Consider the following 16,096-nt stretch of genomic DNA (forward strand, 5'->3'; position numbering starts at 1 on the left):
GTTACGGGGCGGCGACCTCGCAGGTTCTCGCTATTTATGAAAATTTTCAGGATTTTGCCTTTTCCGTTCTTCTTCTTGCTAAGTATCTGTCTTTGCTGGGTATAACCCACCACAAGAAAGGAAGTGTTAAAGCCTGGTAGTAGTCATTTTACCCGGTATGGTTTCCTTACCCTGTGTTTCGCCTGGAGTTCGTCATGGAGGTCAATAAAAAACGCCTTTCAGAGATTTTTGGTGTCAGCATCCGCACGATCCAGAACTGGCAGGATCAGGGAATGCCAGTTGCGCGCGGTGGTGGAAAAGGTAATGAAGTGCTTTATGACTCTGCCGCCGTAATCGAATGGTATTCCGCCCGTGACGCAGCGATAGAAAACGAAAAGCTGCGCAAAGAGGTTGAACAGCTGAGAGTTGATTCAGAATCAGACCTTGTGCCTGGCACGATTGATTATGAGCGCCATAGGCTTACCCGAGCCCAGGCTGATGCTCAGGAACTAAAAAATGCAAAAGAGTCCGCTGAGGTGGTGGAGACCGCATTCTGCACGTTCGTGCTGTCGCGGATAGCCGGAGAAATTGCCAGTATCCTTGATGGAATACCTCTGTCGGTTCAGCGGCGCTTTCCGGAACTGGAAAATCGACATATTGATTTCCTCAAGAAGGACATCATAAAAGCCATGAACAAAGCAGCTGCGCTGGATGAAATGATACCGGGGTTGCTGAGTGAATATATCGAACAGTCAGGTTAAGGGGCTACAGCACTCCGCGCGCTCGGGGCTCCGTTCGTTGTACCGGCCAGAACCGCAAACGGCGGTTGAGTGGGCAGACGAAAATTATTACCTTCCAAAAGAGTCTGCATATCAGGAAGGGCGCTGGGAAACGCTGCCGTTTCAGCGTGCGATAATGAATGCGATGGGTAATGACTATATCCGCGAGGTCAATGTCGTTAAGTCTGCCCGAGTAGGCTATTCAAAAATGCTGCTCGGCGTGTATGCGTATTTCATCCAGCATAAACAGCGTAACTCGCTTATCTGGTTACCTACCGACGGTGATGCAGAAAACTTCATGAAATCCCATGTCGAACCGACAATCCGGGACATCCCCTCACTGCTGGCGCTGGCGCCCTGGTACGGTAAAAAGCACCGGGACAACACGTTGAGTATGAAACGTTTCTCGAATGGGCGAGGTTTCTGGTGCCTCGGTGGTAAAGCTGCAAAAAACTACCGTGAAAAATCTGTTGATGTGGCGGGTTATGACGAACTGGCGGCATTTGACGATGATATCGAGAAAGAGGGCTCTCCAACGTTCCTGGGGGATAAACGTATTGAAGGGTCGGTCTGGCCTAAATCGATACGAGGATCCACACCCAAAATTAAAGGGACATGCCAGATTGAACGTGCCGCCAAGGAGTCGGAGCATTTCTTGCGCTTCCATGTTCCCTGCCCACACTGTGGGGAGGAGCAGTTCCTTAAATTCGGCGATAAAGAGACGCCATTCGGGTTCAAATGGACGCCGGGCGATCCTGCCAGCGTTATATATCTTTGTGAACACAATGCCTGCGTAATTAAACAGCAGGAGCTCGATTTTTCGCAGGCGCGGTACATCTGTGATGAAACCGGGATCTGGACGCGCGACGGACTTTGCTGGTTTTCATCATCGGGTACCGAAATTGATCCGCCTGACAGCGTAACCTTTCACGTCTGGACAGCATATAGCCCCTTCACAACCTGGGTGCAAATCGTCAAGGACTGGATCAAGACCAAAGGCGACACGGGAAAGCGTAAGACGTTCGTCAACACAACGCTTGGTGAAACGTGGGAGCCTAAAATTGGTGAGCGTCCTGATGCTGAGGTGATGGCCGAACGTATTGAGCACTTCGGTGCCAGGGTGCCGGAGCGCGTGGCCTATCTTACTGCCGGTATTGACTCCCAGCTTGACCGTTACGAAATGCGTGTCTGGGGCTGGGGGCCTGGCGAGGAAAGCTGGCTTATCGACAAAATTATCATTATGGGTCGCCATGATGATGAATCCACGCTTCTGAGGTTGGATGAGGCGATCAACAAAACCTATCCGAGGCCTAACGGCGTTGAGATGCTTATTTCCCGCATCTGCTGGGATATCGGCGGCATAGACCCAACGATTGTTTATACCCGCTCGAAAAAGCATGGTCTGTTTCGTGTCATCCCCGTTAAAGGCGCATCTGTCTACGGCAAGCCCGTGGCAAATATGCCTCGTAAGCGTAACAAGAACGGCGTTTATCTCACTGAGGTAGGAACAGACACCGCGAAAGAGCAGATTTATAACCGTTTCACGCTGGTGGCAGAAGGTGACGAACCGCTGGCGGGAGCGGTTCACTTCCCTAATAACCCTGAAATATATGATTTAGCTGAGGCTCAGCAGCTTACGGCTGAAGAGCAGGTTGAGAAGTGGGTAGACGGGAAGAAAAAAATCGTCTGGGACAGTAAAAAACGACGAAATGAGGCGCTTGACTGTTTTGTCTATGCACTTGCAGCTCTGCGGATAAGTATCTCCCGCTGGCAGCTGGATCTGGATTCTCTTCTGGCCAGCTTACGGGAAGAAGACACTGGCCGTAAAAATAATAAATCTCTGGCGGATTATGCCAGGGCATTAGCGGGAGATGAATAATGGCAACACAGGCTGAACTGGATGCCGCGCGCGCAGCGTTACATGATCTGATGATGGGAAAACGGGTTGCGACGGTACAGAAAGACGGTCGAAGGGTGGAATTTACGGTGACGTCAGTCAGCGATCTGAAAAAGTACATCGCCGATCTAGAGTCACAGGTCGGTACCACTTCACGACGCCGCGGGCCGGCAAGGTTCTACGCATGAAAATTCCTTCTTTAGTTGGCCCCGACGGGAAAACCTCCCTGAGGGAATATGCAGGCTATCACGCTGGTGGCGGCGGATTCGGTGGGCAGCTAAATGCCTGGAATCCCCAGAGTGAAAGTGCCGACGCCGCACTTCTGCCGAACTTCGCCCGGGGTAATGCCCGTGCTGATGATCTGGTCCGTAACAATGGTTATGCGGCAAACGCCGTTCAGCTTCACCAGGATCACATCGTCGGGTCTTTTTTCAGACTGAGTTACTGCCCGAGCTGGCGTTATCTCGGCATTAAAGAAGAGGAAAGCCGAGCATTTGCCAGGGAGGTGGAGGCCGCCTGGTATGAATATGCGGAGGATGACTTTTGCGGAATTGATGCCGAGCGCAAGCGTACCTTTACGATGATGATCCGTGAAGGCGTTGCGACGCACGCATTTAATGGTGAACTGTGCGTCCAGCCCACCTGGGACAGTGATTCATCGCGACTTTTTCGCACGCAATTTAAAATGGTTAGTCCAAAACGCGTGAGTAATCCCGGTAATACTGGTGACACGCGTAACTGTCGCGCGGGTGTCAAAATCAGTGATAGCGGCGCAGCGCTGGGGTACTACGTCAGTGAAGACAGCTATCCTGGCTGGATGTCGCAAAAATGGACCTATATACCACGGGAACTGCCGGGCGGAAGGCCATCATTCATCCATATTTTTGAACCGCTTGAGGATGGACAGACCCGCGGCGCAAACGTGTTTTACAGCGTGATGGAGCAGATGAAAATGCTCGACACGCTGCAAAATACTCAGCTCCAGAGCGCAATTGTAAAAGCTATGTATGCGGCGACAATCGAGAGCGAGCTTGATACCGATACGGCGATGGACTTTATCCTCGGCGCGGATAGTAAGCAGCAAAATAAGCTGACGGGCTGGCTTGGCGAAATGGCAGCATACTACGCTGCAGCGCCGGTTCGCCTCGGTGGCGCGAAAGTGCCTCATCTTATGCCTGGCGATTCCCTGAACCTTCAGTCAGCACAGGATACCGATAACGGTTATTCCACCTTTGAACAATCGCTCCTGCGCTATATTTCGGCCGGTCTTGGTGTTTCGTATGAGCAGCTTTCCCGTAACTACTCTCAGATGAGCTATTCGACGGCGCGCGCCAGCGCCAATGAATCCTGGGCGTTCTTTATGGGGCGTCGCAAGTTTGTCGCGGCCCGGCAAGCCTGCCAGATGTTCGTCTGCTGGCTCGAAGAGGCGATTGCGCGCCGGGTTGTCACGCTCCCGTCCAAAGCCAGGTTTAGCTTCCAGGAGGCGAGAACTGCCTGGGGTAACGCCAACTGGATTGGCTCGGGGCGCATGGCTATTATGGGCTGAAGGAGGTGCAGGAGGCCGTGATGCTGATTGAGGCTGGTCTCAGCACATATGAGAAGGAGTGTGCCAAACGCGGAGATGACTATCAGGAAATATTTTCTCAGCAGGTACGTGAAACTATGGAGCGCCGGAGCGCGGGACTTAAACCTCCGGCATGGGCGGCAGCTGCATTTGAATCTGGGCTGAAAAAATCAAACGAGGAGGTAAAAGATGACGCCAGAGCTGCGTAATCTCCCGCATATTGCCAGCATGGCCTTCAATGAGCCGCTGATGCTTGAACCCGCCTACGCGCGGGTTTTCTTTTGCGCGCTGGCAGGCCAGCTGGGAATCACCCGACTGACTGATTCCGCTTCTGGCGTCTCGCTCGGTGCTGAACAAATTGCAGAGCCGCTGGCGCTGTTTGGCGATGACGAGGAAATGGGGCCCCGGCCAGCGCGGAGCTATCAGGTAACAAACGGGATCGCGGTGCTGCCCGTTTCCGGGACGCTGGTCAGCAAAACCCGAACACTTCAGCCTTATTCCGGTATGACGGGCTATAACGGGGTCATTGCCCGACTGCAGCAGGCAATGAGCGATCCCGGCGTAGACGGTATTCTGCTGGATATGGACACGCCGGGCGGGATGGTGTCCGGGGCTTTCGACTGTGCCGACATTATTGCCCGGATGCGGGATATCAAGCCCGTTTGGGCGCTGGCAAATGATATGAACTGCAGCGCAGGGCAGCTAATTGCCAGTTCTGCATCGCGACGGCTTGTCACGCAAACGGCCAGAACCGGCTCTATCGGCGTCATGATGGCGCACAGTAATTATGGCGCTGCGCTGAAAACTAACGGCGTTGAGGTCACGCTGATTTACAGCGGCGATCATAAAGTCGACGGCAACCCGTACGAAAAACTACCAAAGGACGTTCGCGCTGATTTTCAGACGCGCATCGATGCCACTCGTCAGATGTTTGCCGAAAAGGTTTCCGCTTATACCGGAATGTCAGTGCAGGCCGTACTGGATACCGAAGCGGCCGTCTTCTCCGGCCAGGAGTCCGTGGATAACGGTCTGGCGGATGAACTTGTTAACAATACCGACGCGCTCAGCGTGATGCGCGAAGCACTCGACAGACGCAAAAAAACAACCACTGGAGGAACTATGCCATCACCTTCTGCATCTGCAGCGACCAATCAGCCAGCTGACCAGACAGCAACACAGACGACTGCACCGGCTGAGCAGGTCACCACCGTTGACACAACAACTGCTGCCTTATCGGCCCCGGCAGACCTCAGCGCTCATGTATCGGCAGCCGTAGCCGCCGAGAATGGTCGCATCATGGGTATTCTGAACTGCGAAGAGGCAAAAGGTCGTGAATCACAGGCCCGTGCGCTGGCCGAAACGCCGGGCATGACGGTCGAGAGTGCACAGCGCATTCTGGCCGCGGCGCCGCAAAGCGCCCAGGCGCGTACCGATACGGCGCTGGATCGCCTGATGGAAACCGCACCAGGCGCTCTTTCAGCAGGGAATGCCTCTGCTGAAGCCGGCGACGATTTGTTAAACACCCCCGTTTAAGAGGCTAACATGGCAATCACCGAAGTATTTACTCATCGCCAGCCGCTTGGTAACAGCGATCCGGCACACACCGCGTATGCACCGGGCGAACTGACAGCATCCACCCCGGCAATGACCCCGCTCATGCTCGATGCTACGTCCGGCAAGCTAACCGTCTGGGACGGCGAGCATGCAGGAGCAGCAACCGGCATTCTGGCGGTTACCGCTGACCAGAGCAGTGCTGAACTGGCATTCTATAAATCCGGTTCTTTCCGCATCGAAGATGTGCTCTGGCCATCTGCCGTTACCGACGAAAATATCAAGCGTAACGCGTTCGCCGGTACTGCAATCAGCATCGTTTAATAACCCTCAACTTTCATAAAAGCCGCTTATGCGGCTTTTTTTACGGGAAAAATCTATGTCAGTTTACACAACAGCCCAGCTTCTGGCGGTCAATGAGAAGAAATTCAAGTTCGATCCGCTCTTCCTGCGTATCTTCTTTCGCGAAACTTATCCCTTCAGTACAGAAAAAGTCTACCTGTCGCAAATTCCGGGCATGGTCAATATGGCGCTGTACGTATCGCCGATTGTCTCCGGGAAAGTGATTCGTTCCCGTGGTGGCAGCACGTCGGAATTTACGCCGGGGTATGTGAAGCCAAAACACGAAGTGAATCCGCTGATGACCCTCCGCCGCCTGCCTGATGAAGATCCACAGAATCTGGCCGACCCTGCCTATCGCCGCCGACGCATCATTCTTCAGAACATGAAAGATGAAGAGCTTGCAATTGCGCAGGTAGAAGAAAAGCAGGCCGTTGCTGCAGTCCTCAGTGGTAAATACACCATGACCGGGGAAGCGTTTGAACCGGTTGAAGTTGATATGGGACGCAGTGCCGGTAACAACATCACCCAGGCGGGTGCAGCTGCCTGGTCTTCTCGCGACAAAAAAACGTACGACCCGACCGATGATATTGAAAAGTACGCGCTTAACGCCAGCGGTGTGGTCAACATTATCGTCTTCGATCCAAAGGGCTGGGCGCTGTTCCGCTCCTTTGACGCGGTGAAGGAAAAGCTGGATACGCGTCGCGGTTCAAGCTCTGAGCTCGAAACCGCCGTAAAAGACCTGGGAATGGCCGTCTCATATAAGGGGATGTATGGCGACGTAGCCATCGTTGTGTACTCCGGTCAGTACATCGAGGATGACGTCAAAAAGAACTACCTGCCGGATCTGACAATGGTGCTGGGAAATACCCAGGCGCGCGGTCTGCGTACCTATGGCTGCATTCTGGATGCAGATGCACAGCGCGAAGGCATTAATGCTTCAACGCGCTATCCGAAAAACTGGGTGCAAACGGGCGACCCGGCTCGCGAGTTCACCATGATTCAGTCAGCTCCGCTGATGCTGCTGCCAGATCCGGACGCGTTCGTTTCAGTCAAGCTGGCATAACTTTCCACAGTGGCCCTGATGGGCCACATTTCTGGAGTATTTCCCATGACAGAAAAAGAAACCCTTATCGCCCGACTGAAAGAGCTGGGCGTAAAGCTGAATCGTGAGGTCAACGTCACAGGCACCATCCAGGAGCTTACGTTACGTATTTCTGAGCTCGAAGAGGAACTCGACGAAGACGGAGAAGAGGGTGCTGAGGTGTCCGTTGCCAGCACTACTGCTATCAGCACCTCGGGCCAGCCAGGCCCAGATAACACCTCTGGCTCTATTACCGAGAATCCTGCGTCAAATGAGCCCGGCGAGCTGGTGGCGGTTGAGACACTGGTGACCTTGCACATTGATGCACTTCACGCCACACGCAACGAGTCCCTCTCTATTGTTGAGCCTGGTGTCGTTATTCGCGTGACCGACGCGGAGGCTACCGAACTGATTTCTCAGGGGCTGGCCCGGGAAGTCTGACAGGGGGCCTAATGGCTGATTTCGATAATCTTTTTGATGAAGCGATGGCGCGCGCGGATACCACTATACGTGGAGTGATGGGCGCAGAGGCAAGGATAACCTCTGGATCTTTATCCGGCGTCACGCTCCGCGGGGTCTTTGACGATCCAGAGAACATCGGTTTCGCAGAAGCGGGGATCAGAATTGACGGAACCAAGCCGACGTTTTTTGTGAACTCATCGGATGTAAGCGGGCTGGAACGTCTGGACACGCTGAAGGTAAACGGGCGTGAATTTTGGGTTGATCGCGTGGGCCCGGATGATTGCGGTTCCTGCCATGTATGGCTGGGTAGTGGATCACCTCCCGGCGGATCGCGGCGGCGTTAAGGAGCATTCATGTCGATAAAAGGTCTTGAGCAGGCGATTGCCAACCTGGATAGCCTGGACAGAAATATGGTTCCCAATGCCAGCGCATGGGCTGTGAACCGGGTTGCTGCTAATGGCGTCTCGGTTGCCGTCCGAAGAGTGGCGAAAGAAACGGTAGCCGGTGATAACCGCGTTTCGGGGATACCTGTAAAGTTGGTCAGACAAAGGGTGAGAATCAACAAAGCCTCGGCGTCAGGGCACTCAGCGGCCCGAATTAAGGTTAACCGGGGCAACCTTCCCGCCATCAAACTCGGTGCCGCACAGGTCAGGGCTACGAACCGAAAAGGCCCGCTGGTTCGAAAAAGTAGCGTGCTGAGAATTGGTCGTTATGTTTTTCGCGACGCCTTTATCCAGCGCCTGGCGAACGGCCGCTGGCACGTCATGAAGCGCATTGCAGGAAAAAGTCGTTATCCCATCGACGTGGTCAAAATCCCATTGTCCGCGCCCCTCACTACTGCTTTCGAAGCAGAGAAGAAACGCATGCTTGAAGAGGAAATGCCAAAACAACTTGGCTATGCCCTCAGGCAACAACTGAGGTTGCATCTGACACGATGAAACACACTCTCATTCGCCAGAAAATTATTGATGTGCTTGAAGAGGCCATCGGGATCGACGTCATGTTTTTTGACGGGCGCCCGGCTGTCATTGAGGAGGAGGATTTTCCTGCCGTCGCGGTCTATCTGACCGATGCGGAGTATACCGGCGAAGAACTTGATGCCGATATGTGGGCGGCAACGTTACATATCGAGGTCTTCCTGTCCTCGCAGGTACCAGATTCCGAACTGGATGAATGGATGGAAAGCCATATCTATCCGGCCCTCGCTGATGTTCCCGGCCTCGATTCACTGTTAACGCTCATGGTTCCACAAGGCTTCGATTACCAGCGCGATGATGCGATGGGGCTGTGGACCTCCGCCGATATGAAATATTCAATCACTTACGAAATGTGAGGAAAACATGCCAACACCAAATCCACTTGCTCCTGTAAAAGGTGCCGGTACCACCCTCTGGCTTTACACCGGAACGGGCAACGCTTTCTCTAACCCACTGTCTGATATCGACTGGAATCGCCTGGCGAAAATCAAAGAGCTGACGCCGGGCGAAATGACCGCCGAATCGTATGACGACACTTACCTCGACGACGAGGATGCCGACTGGAACGCCACCGCCCAGGGGGCAAAATCTGCTGGCGATACCTCGTTCACCCTCGCCTGGAAGCCGGGCGAAGAAGGGCAAAAAGACCTGGTCGCGTGGTTTATTGATGGCTCAGTACGCTATTACAAAATCAAATACCCGAACGGTACCGTCGACGTTTTCCGCGGCTGGTGCAGCAGCCTGGGTAAAGCGATTCCGGCAAAAGAGGTCATTACCCGTACAGCGAAAATCACCAATACCGGCAAGCCGGAACTGGCTGAAGAAAGCGGGACCCCGAATATCCCCGTGACCGGCGTTACGCTCGATAAAGCCACGGTAAGCGTGGTCGTGGGCGCAACCACAACGCTCAATGTGACGGTTAACCCTGCAAGTGCCTCAGATACCTCGTTCCGCGTGGCAACCTCCGACGGGGCAAAAGCAACGGTCACCGTTAGCGGCAACGCGATCACCGTCACCGGCGTGGCGGCAGGTACCGCTGACGTTATTGTTATGACCAGCGACGGTAATTTCGTAGCGGTCTGCAAAGTCACCGTAACTGCAGCGTAAGGAAGGACGCATGTTTCTGAAAAAAGAGAAGTTCACCTGGCAAACAGAATCCCTGACCATCTTCGAGCTGTCGGCGCTGCAGCGTATTGAGTACATCACGTTTATGGCCGCAGAGGAAAAGGCCGTCAGCGCTGACAGCGACGGCATCAGCGATCAGGAAATGACGGCCAGGCTGATTGGCTCAAATATTCGCTGCGGTGCGCGTTTGATCGCGATGTCTTTGTGGCATAACGATCCGGCTGGCACGGATGTGGAAACGCTTTATCAGCAGGTGCTTAGCGGCTGGCCGCCGGAGGCGATCGGTAAAGCAGAAATGGAAATAAAGCTGCTCTCCGGCATGCTCGTTCCGGTTGATGATGACAACGTTGCCGATCCGGATGCCTCCGCGGAGGCCGAAAGCGCTGAACCCGTTACGGCGGAAAAGCCCTTGCCAGCGAGCTGAAGTTTGTCCTGAATCTGGCGCGCGAGTTCGGGCGACCCGACTGGCGCGCCATGCTGGCTGGAATGACTTCCAGTGAGCTGGGCGACTGGCACCAGTTCTACCGGGAGCATTATTTTCAGGACGCGCAGCTCGATGCGCATTTCTCAGAGCTGCTTTATTCCATCTCCACTCTTTTCTTCCGCGACCCGGAACTTACCCCCGCACATTTCAGCCTGCTTTCTCCTTCGGATGTCGTCATCAGCGATGACGAGCCGGATGATGACACGCTGATGACCGCCGCTGAGGGGATCACAGGAGGTATCCGATATGGCCCAGCAGATTAGCGATCTGGTTATTAAGCTGGATGTTGACCGCGCAACCTTCAGCGAGCAGGTCGCCCGAATCAAAGGGCAACTGACAGGAATGGCGGATGAGTCTGATAAAGTTCAGGCGCGAATGCAGCGTGCTGCGGACCGTCAGAGCGCTGCACTAAAGAGTGTGGGCGACGCTGGCGCGGCGGCCGCCGCAGACATGAAAGCCCGTCAGTCAGCTGCAACGGAAGGGCTGACAAAAGACTGGCAGAACGTTTCCAGGTCCGTTGATGAAACTCACCGCCGCGTGACCGAACTTAACCAACGCATGCGTGAGAATGACGGGCAGGCTGCAGCGCTTGCCCGCCGACAGGATGAACTGGCGGCATCATTTTTCCGCCAGATTGACGGCGTTCGCCAGCTCAATGGTGAAACACAGTCGCTTGCGAACGTGCAGGCGCGCTTTCGCGCAGCCAGGGCACAGGGCAACATAACCCAGCAGGATTATCTCGCCCTTATTTCCCGCACCACGGCCCGGCAAAAAGAACTGCAGATCGTGGAGGAAAAATCGGCCGCAGCGCGCACGCGATTCCTCAGCCAGCTGAAGCAACAGGTTGCAGAGCAAAAGCTCTCCGGTACCGAGCTGCTGCGCATGAAGGCGGCGCAGGTCGGTGCCAGCGATGCGGCTGAGGTCTATATCCGCAAGCTTGAAGCTGCCAAAGTGGCCACGCACGGTCTGGGGCTGCAAAGTGCTGCTGCCCGGCAGGAGCTGGGGGTGCTTATCGGCGAGGTCATGCGCGGTAACTTCGGTGCGCTACGCGGCTCCGGGATCACGCTGGCGAACCGGGCAGGATGGATAGACCAGCTGCTGTCGCTGCGCGGCCTGGGGATCGCCGGCCTAGTTGGGGGGATTGCCGCAGCGGTATTCGGGCTGGGTAAGGCCTGGTATGACGGCAGCAAAGAGTCTGAGGAATTTAACAGGCAGCTGATTCTGACCGGGAACTACGCGGGGAAAACGTCAGGGCAGCTTCAGGCGCTGGCGCGCTCGCTGGCCGGTCATGGCATCACGCAGCATGCCGCTGCAGGCGTGCTGGCGCAGGTCGTTGGAAGCGGCGCGTTCAGCGGGAATGACGTCAGCATGGTCAGCAACGTTGCCGCCAGGCTGCAGCAGGCTACCGGGCAGGCCGTTGACGAAACCATAAATCAGTTTAAACGCCTGAAGGATGATCCGGTTAACGCGGTCGCTACGCTCAACGATTCCCTTCACTTTCTGACGGCCACCCAGTATGAACAGATAGCTTCTGCTCAGGCGCTGGGGGATTCGCAGAAAGCTGCCGAGCTGGCCATGCGGGCATATTCCGACGCGGTCATTCAGCGCGCCGGGGCGGTCGAGGATAATCTTGGCTCCCTCGAAAAAGCCTGGAACTGGGTGAAGAATGCCGCCTCAGGCGCATGGGATGCGATGCTTGGCATAGGGCGTAATCCTGACTCCGCGATGAAGCGCCAGGACTCTTTTGCTGAATGGCAGGCAGCAGAGAAAGAGTACCGCGCGCTGTCCAGCAATCTTAAGGTCGACCCGGATTATGCCGGTAACAACGTTCTGCAGAAAGCGGATGCGGAAAGGCTCAGAAACGCGCGCCAGCAGGTGGAGCTGAAAAAGCAGGCATACGATCTTGCCGATCAGCAATACGCCCAGGAAGGGCTGGCAGCCGCGCGAGAAAAAATGCGGACGGACCAGCAGGCTCAGGCAATCCGCAACCAGCAGCAGTTTAATCAACTGGTGGAGTCCGGCGCGACGGCGGCAGAAAAGCGGGCTTCAGCAGAGAAAAAGCTCAGTCAGCTTATTGAGAAAAACCGCCAGGATGCGAAAGACGGTGTCGCCACGCTGTGGACTGAAAAGGACATTGCCGCTGCCCGCGCCGGGATTGAAAAGCAGTGGAAGGATCCAAAAACGCCGAAAGGCAAAAGCTACTCAACGCCCGCCGGGGATAAAGCCGAGGAAAAGGCGCAGGCCGAACTTCTCACCCTTCAGGCCCAGCTTAAAACTCTTGAGCAGCATACCAGCGTGAACGACGTCATAAGCAAACAGCGTCAGGATCTCTGGCAGACTGAAAATCAGTTCACCGTTCTGCAGGAGGCCGCGGGGCGTCGTCAGCTTACGGCGCAGGAAAAATCCCTGCTGGCGCATAAGGAAGAAACGCTCGAGTACAAGCGGCAGCTGGCCGATCTGGGCGATAAGGTTGCCAGCCAGCAAAAGCTCAACCAGCTGGCCGATCAGGCCGTGAAGTTTGAGCAGCAGCAAAAAGCTGCCAGGGCGGGCCTGCAGGCTCAGTCTGAGGGGGTATCCACCCGTGAAGCCGGGCGACAAACTACGCTGCAGCGTCTCAGCGAAAGCTATTCGTACAACCCTCAGGCGCAGCAAAAGGTTCTCGAAGAGCAAAGGGCGACGTTCGAGGCTGAAGATGTCCTGCGCGCAAACTGGCTGGCCGGTGCGAAACAGGGCTGGGCCGAATATCAGGATTCAGCGACAAACGTTTTCAGCTCTGTTCAGCAGATTTCGCAGGCTACGTTCAGCGGGCTGGCGGGCCAGCTTACCAGCCTGACGACAACCGGGAAGGCGAGCTTCAGGGACTTCACCAGCTCGATCCTTAAAATGATAGTGTCCGTTATCAACCAACTGCTGGTGGCTTACACCATCCAGAGCGCAATGGGCTGGGTTAGCGGCGGGGCGAAAACCTCCTCTGCAGGTCAGTCATTCGCGGTCCCGTCATACCGGCCACAGGGTTTTGACGTGGGCGGTTTTACCGGGCACGGCGGCAAGTACGAGCCAGCCGGTATCGTTCACCGCGGGGAGTTCGTCTTCACCAAAGAATCAACCAGCCGCATCGGCGTGGCTAATCTCTATCGCCTGATGCGCGGGTATGCCTCGGGTGGTCTGGTCGGCGGCGGTAGCGCAGCCGGTGCTGGCATGGGCGGGATCAGTGTTTATGCCCCAGTCAGCATCAGCCAGCAGGGGAGTGACGGGAGCATAAATCAGGCGAACGCCACGGGGACGGCGAAACAGCTGCAGGCGATTGTTCAGCAGACAATCACCGAGCGACTGAAAAAAGAAATGTCCGCAGGCGGAGTGCTTTATTCGAGGAGGACACAGTGACGGACACGTTTACCTGGCGCACGCGAAAAACAGCGCAGGGTACTGAAACAGCCCGAACGCTGCAGGCCCAGTTCGGGGATGGCTACAAACAGATTGCGGGGATGGGGATCAACGACAAACAGGAAACGTGGAACCTGGACTGGACGGGCACCAGACAGGAGGCGGCTGCGCTGCGCGCTTTCCTGATGTCTCACGTTACTAAATCGTTCTGGTGGACCACGCCATGGGGTGAAAAAAAGCTGTTCAGAATGAAGGCCGATTCGTTCAGCGTTTCTTTCCCTACCGGGAAAAAAGCCACTGTGGCCTTCACTTTTGAACAGGCGTTCGCGCCCTGATTTTCTCGACAAACACTGAAATCTGCCTCCGGGCGGCTTTTTTTATGGGGGGAGTATGAGTTTTACGGCAGACATCCAGCAGCTTGAGCCCGGCAGCGTTATTCAGCTGATTGAGATCGACGGCACTGAATTCGGTATGGATCAGGTGCTGCGTTTTCATGCGCACAATATTCAGGAAGAGGGGTGGGCAGCCTTCGCCGCAGCAAATCTGCCCGCCATTATCTGGCAGGGAAACCAGTACGATCCCCATCCCTACGAACTGAAGGGGATGGAGTTATCGAGTACAGGTTCCCAGCCAACGCCCACGCTGTCCGTCGGGAACGTCGGAAACTATGTCACCGCGCTGTGTCTTGAATATGACGATATGGTCAGGGCTAAGGTCAAAATCCATACCACGCTTTCGAAGTATCTCGATGCCGCCAACTGGAAAAACGGTAATCCGGGTGCAAGCCCGGCCGATGAGCGCGTACAGCTCTTTTACGTCAATGCTAAAACCGCAGAGACGCGGGTACAGGTTGATTTCGAGCTGTGTTCTCCTTTCGATATTCAGAGCCTGCAGCTGCCGACACGGCAGATTACTCCTGTCTGCACCTGGTGTATGCGGGGCTGGTACCGAAGCGGGACCGGATGCGATTACAACGGCACGAAATACTTTACCAAAGACGGTACGCCGACCGATGACCCGTCGAAAGATGTTTGTGGCGGCCGCCGGCAGGATTGTCAGGATCGTCACGGCCCGGACGCGCCGCTGCCGTTCGGCGGTTTTCCGGCTGCAAACCTGCAGGGGAAATAAAAATGCGTGAAAAATTGCTGGATGCTATCCGTCAGCACGTCGCTGCTGAATACCCCAAAGAAGCCTGCGGCCTGATTGTTCAGTCAGGCCAGCAGCAAATCTATATTCCCTGCCGCAACATTGCCGATAAACCCGAGGAGACATTCACGCTCTCCCCGGAAGACCAGCTCGCTGCCCGCGTGCGCGGTGAGATCATCATGCTCATTCATTCCCATCCGGATGTGGTTCGGCTGGTGCCCTCAGAACTGGACCGGATCCAGTGCGACTGGTCGGGTATTGAGTGGGGGATCATGTCCTGGCCGGACGGGGACTTTTGTACGATCTCCCCGCGTGAAGACCGGGATTATGCCGGGCGGCAGTGGGTGCTGGGTTACGCGGACTGCTGGTCGTTAATCCGTGAATATTATCTGCGCGAATACGGCATTGTTCTCGGGGACTATTCGGTACCTTACGAATGGTGGGAGAGCGGCAAGGAGCGGCTCTACGATGACAACTGGGAGCGCGAGGGATTCGTTGAGATTGCCGCCGGTGCAATGCAGCCCGGTGACATCATCATGATGAGCGTGCAGGCATCGGTGACTAATCACGCCGCGGTATATGTGGGTGACAACATCATTCTCCATCATCTGTTCGGGCATCTTTCTTCGCGAACGCCTTATGGAAAATATTATCGCGACAGAACGGTCCGGGTGGTCAGGCATAAGGACCGAATGCATGGTTAAGACGCTTATTCTTGAAGGGAAAATGGCTAAAAAATTCGGTAAACGCGTTCAGTTTGATGTTGCCGACCTGCGCGAAATGCTCAGGGCCATGTGTTCACAGGTTCCCGGATTCAAAAAATATATGGCGGAAGCTCATATGAAGGGGATCCGTTTCGCCTTTTTTAACGGTGACAACAATATCGGGCTGGAAGAGTTTGATATGACCCGCGGTGGAAGCGTGTACCGGATCGTGCCCGTTTATGAGGGGGCCAAAAATTCAGGCGTCCTGCAGATAGTTGTCGGTGCCGTTGCGCTGGTCGCTGCATTCTTTACCGCCGGTGCGAGTATGGCAGCCTGGGGGGCGGCGATGAGTGCAACAGCCATCAGCGCCACGTCAATTTTGACCGGAGTCGGGGTGTCAATGATGCTGGGTGGCGTTGTCCAGATGCTCACGCCACAGCCATCCTTCGGCGCGGGTAAATCCTCCAGCACGGACAACACGCCTAACTACGCCTTCGGGGCGCCGGTTAATACGGTCGCTATGGGGCATCCTGTCCCCCTGGCCTACGGTCTGATCGAGGCAGGGGGAGCGATAGTCAGCGCCGGTATGTACTCGAGCGATCAGCAGTAGGCCAGCGGCCA

18 protein-coding genes and 1 pseudogene are annotated in these 16,096 nt (G+C 55.4%); all 19 read left to right on the top strand.

Annotation, left to right across the window (positions count from 1 at the left end):
* Positions 1-194: 194 nt before the first annotated feature.
* A complete protein-coding gene (locus KGP24_RS09635; protein ID WP_023292740.1) occupies positions 195-740 on the top strand; it encodes a terminase small subunit in 546 nt (181 codons plus the stop codon).
* Entirely contained in the window at positions 715-2,637 is a 1,923-nt protein-coding gene (locus tag KGP24_RS09640) for a phage terminase large subunit family protein (protein ID WP_223563156.1), read from the top strand. The genes KGP24_RS09635 and KGP24_RS09640 overlap by 26 nt, the downstream gene beginning before the upstream one ends.
* Positions 2,637-2,843: a gpW family protein gene (locus KGP24_RS09645; protein WP_223563157.1), complete on the top strand. Its 207-nt coding sequence runs from the start codon at positions 2,637-2,639 to the stop codon at positions 2,841-2,843. The genes KGP24_RS09640 and KGP24_RS09645 overlap by 1 nt, the downstream gene beginning before the upstream one ends.
* Positions 2,840-4,428: pseudogene (locus KGP24_RS09650) on the top strand (phage portal protein). The gene KGP24_RS09645 and the pseudogene KGP24_RS09650 overlap by 4 nt, the downstream one beginning before the upstream one ends.
* Positions 4,409-5,752 carry a S49 family peptidase gene (locus KGP24_RS09655; RefSeq protein WP_223563158.1) on the top strand — a complete coding sequence of 448 codons (1,344 nt, stop codon included), beginning with the start codon at positions 4,409-4,411 and terminating at the stop codon, positions 5,750-5,752. Before KGP24_RS09650 ends, KGP24_RS09655 begins: the two are co-directional and overlap by 20 nt.
* Before the next feature lie 9 nt (positions 5,753-5,761).
* Positions 5,762-6,094, top strand: a complete 333-nt coding sequence (locus tag KGP24_RS09660) for a head decoration protein (RefSeq protein WP_223563159.1) — start codon at positions 5,762-5,764, stop codon at positions 6,092-6,094.
* A 55-nt stretch (positions 6,095-6,149) separates the two neighbouring features.
* Positions 6,150-7,175, top strand: coding sequence for a major capsid protein (locus KGP24_RS09665; protein ID WP_223563160.1), 1,026 nt, complete (start codon positions 6,150-6,152; stop codon positions 7,173-7,175).
* A gap of 45 nt (positions 7,176-7,220) precedes the next feature.
* A complete protein-coding gene (gene gpFI / locus KGP24_RS09670; RefSeq protein ID WP_214575544.1) occupies positions 7,221-7,634 on the top strand; it encodes a DNA-packaging protein FI in 414 nt (137 codons plus the stop codon).
* An 11-nt stretch (positions 7,635-7,645) separates the two neighbouring features.
* Positions 7,646-7,999, top strand: a complete 354-nt coding sequence (locus tag KGP24_RS09675; protein WP_048029717.1) for a head-tail joining protein — start codon at positions 7,646-7,648, stop codon at positions 7,997-7,999.
* Positions 8,000-8,008: 9 nt separating this feature from the next.
* The gene (locus KGP24_RS09680) at positions 8,009-8,593 is read left to right on the top strand and encodes a phage tail protein (RefSeq protein ID WP_023292731.1); all 585 of its coding nucleotides are present in this window, start codon (positions 8,009-8,011) and stop codon (positions 8,591-8,593) included.
* A complete protein-coding gene (locus KGP24_RS09685; RefSeq protein ID WP_000683284.1) occupies positions 8,590-8,988 on the top strand; it encodes a phage minor tail U family protein in 399 nt (132 codons plus the stop codon). The genes KGP24_RS09680 and KGP24_RS09685 overlap by 4 nt, the downstream gene beginning before the upstream one ends.
* Before the next feature lie 7 nt (positions 8,989-8,995).
* Positions 8,996-9,739, top strand: a complete 744-nt coding sequence (locus KGP24_RS09690) for a phage tail protein (protein ID WP_223563161.1) — start codon at positions 8,996-8,998, stop codon at positions 9,737-9,739.
* Positions 9,740-9,749: 10 nt separating this feature from the next.
* Entirely contained in the window at positions 9,750-10,181 is a 432-nt protein-coding gene (locus tag KGP24_RS09695) for a phage minor tail protein G (protein ID WP_032623281.1), read from the top strand.
* 50 nt (positions 10,182-10,231) lie between these two features.
* Entirely contained in the window at positions 10,232-10,504 is a 273-nt protein-coding gene (locus KGP24_RS09700; RefSeq protein ID WP_023292728.1) for a phage tail assembly protein T, read from the top strand.
* Positions 10,488-13,625 (top strand): phage tail tape measure protein, encoded by a 3,138-nt coding sequence (locus tag KGP24_RS09705; protein ID WP_223563162.1) that lies wholly within the window; start codon positions 10,488-10,490, stop codon positions 13,623-13,625. Before KGP24_RS09700 ends, KGP24_RS09705 begins: the two co-directional genes overlap by 17 nt.
* The gene (locus KGP24_RS09710) at positions 13,622-13,960 is read left to right on the top strand and encodes a phage tail protein (protein ID WP_001704112.1); all 339 of its coding nucleotides are present in this window, start codon (positions 13,622-13,624) and stop codon (positions 13,958-13,960) included. Before KGP24_RS09705 ends, KGP24_RS09710 begins: the two co-directional genes overlap by 4 nt.
* A gap of 55 nt (positions 13,961-14,015) precedes the next feature.
* Positions 14,016-14,753, top strand: a complete 738-nt coding sequence (locus KGP24_RS09715; RefSeq protein WP_113519581.1) for a phage minor tail protein L — start codon at positions 14,016-14,018, stop codon at positions 14,751-14,753.
* A gap of 2 nt (positions 14,754-14,755) precedes the next feature.
* Positions 14,756-15,475: a C40 family peptidase gene (locus tag KGP24_RS09720; RefSeq protein WP_223563163.1), complete on the top strand. Its 720-nt coding sequence runs from the start codon at positions 14,756-14,758 to the stop codon at positions 15,473-15,475.
* Positions 15,468-16,085 carry a tail assembly protein gene (locus KGP24_RS09725; protein ID WP_223563164.1) on the top strand — a complete coding sequence of 206 codons (618 nt, stop codon included), beginning with the start codon at positions 15,468-15,470 and terminating at the stop codon, positions 16,083-16,085. The genes KGP24_RS09720 and KGP24_RS09725 overlap by 8 nt, the downstream gene beginning before the upstream one ends.
* The last annotated feature ends 11 nt before the right edge of the window (positions 16,086-16,096 follow it).

This window comes from Enterobacter sp. JBIWA008 (genome assembly GCF_019968765.1).
Lineage (GTDB): Bacteria > Pseudomonadota > Gammaproteobacteria > Enterobacterales > Enterobacteriaceae > Enterobacter.

Excerpts from the sequence above, each read along its gene's own strand:
- KGP24_RS09725 (WP_223563164.1), top strand. The coding sequence starts at position 15,468 with ATGGTTAAGACGCTTATTCTTGAAGGGAAAATGGCTAAAAAATTCGGT.
- KGP24_RS09690 (WP_223563161.1), top strand. The coding sequence starts at position 8,996 with ATGCCAACACCAAATCCACTTGCTCCTGTAAAAGGTGCCGGTACCACC.
- KGP24_RS09715 (WP_113519581.1), top strand. The coding sequence starts at position 14,016 with ATGAGTTTTACGGCAGACATCCAGCAGCTTGAGCCCGGCAGCGTTATT.
- KGP24_RS09675 (WP_048029717.1), top strand. The coding sequence starts at position 7,646 with ATGGCTGATTTCGATAATCTTTTTGATGAAGCGATGGCGCGCGCGGAT.
- gpFI (WP_214575544.1), top strand. The coding sequence starts at position 7,221 with ATGACAGAAAAAGAAACCCTTATCGCCCGACTGAAAGAGCTGGGCGTA.
- KGP24_RS09685 (WP_000683284.1), top strand. The coding sequence starts at position 8,590 with ATGAAACACACTCTCATTCGCCAGAAAATTATTGATGTGCTTGAAGAG.
- KGP24_RS09700 (WP_023292728.1), top strand. The coding sequence starts at position 10,232 with ATGCTGGCTGGAATGACTTCCAGTGAGCTGGGCGACTGGCACCAGTTC.
- KGP24_RS09665 (WP_223563160.1), top strand. The coding sequence starts at position 6,150 with ATGTCAGTTTACACAACAGCCCAGCTTCTGGCGGTCAATGAGAAGAAA.
- KGP24_RS09705 (WP_223563162.1), top strand. The coding sequence starts at position 10,488 with ATGGCCCAGCAGATTAGCGATCTGGTTATTAAGCTGGATGTTGACCGC.
- KGP24_RS09695 (WP_032623281.1), top strand. The coding sequence starts at position 9,750 with ATGTTTCTGAAAAAAGAGAAGTTCACCTGGCAAACAGAATCCCTGACC.
- KGP24_RS09635 (WP_023292740.1), top strand. The coding sequence starts at position 195 with ATGGAGGTCAATAAAAAACGCCTTTCAGAGATTTTTGGTGTCAGCATC.
- KGP24_RS09660 (WP_223563159.1), top strand. The coding sequence starts at position 5,762 with ATGGCAATCACCGAAGTATTTACTCATCGCCAGCCGCTTGGTAACAGC.
- KGP24_RS09720 (WP_223563163.1), top strand. The coding sequence starts at position 14,756 with ATGCGTGAAAAATTGCTGGATGCTATCCGTCAGCACGTCGCTGCTGAA.
- KGP24_RS09645 (WP_223563157.1), top strand. The coding sequence starts at position 2,637 with ATGGCAACACAGGCTGAACTGGATGCCGCGCGCGCAGCGTTACATGAT.
- KGP24_RS09680 (WP_023292731.1), top strand. The coding sequence starts at position 8,009 with ATGTCGATAAAAGGTCTTGAGCAGGCGATTGCCAACCTGGATAGCCTG.
- KGP24_RS09655 (WP_223563158.1), top strand. The coding sequence starts at position 4,409 with ATGACGCCAGAGCTGCGTAATCTCCCGCATATTGCCAGCATGGCCTTC.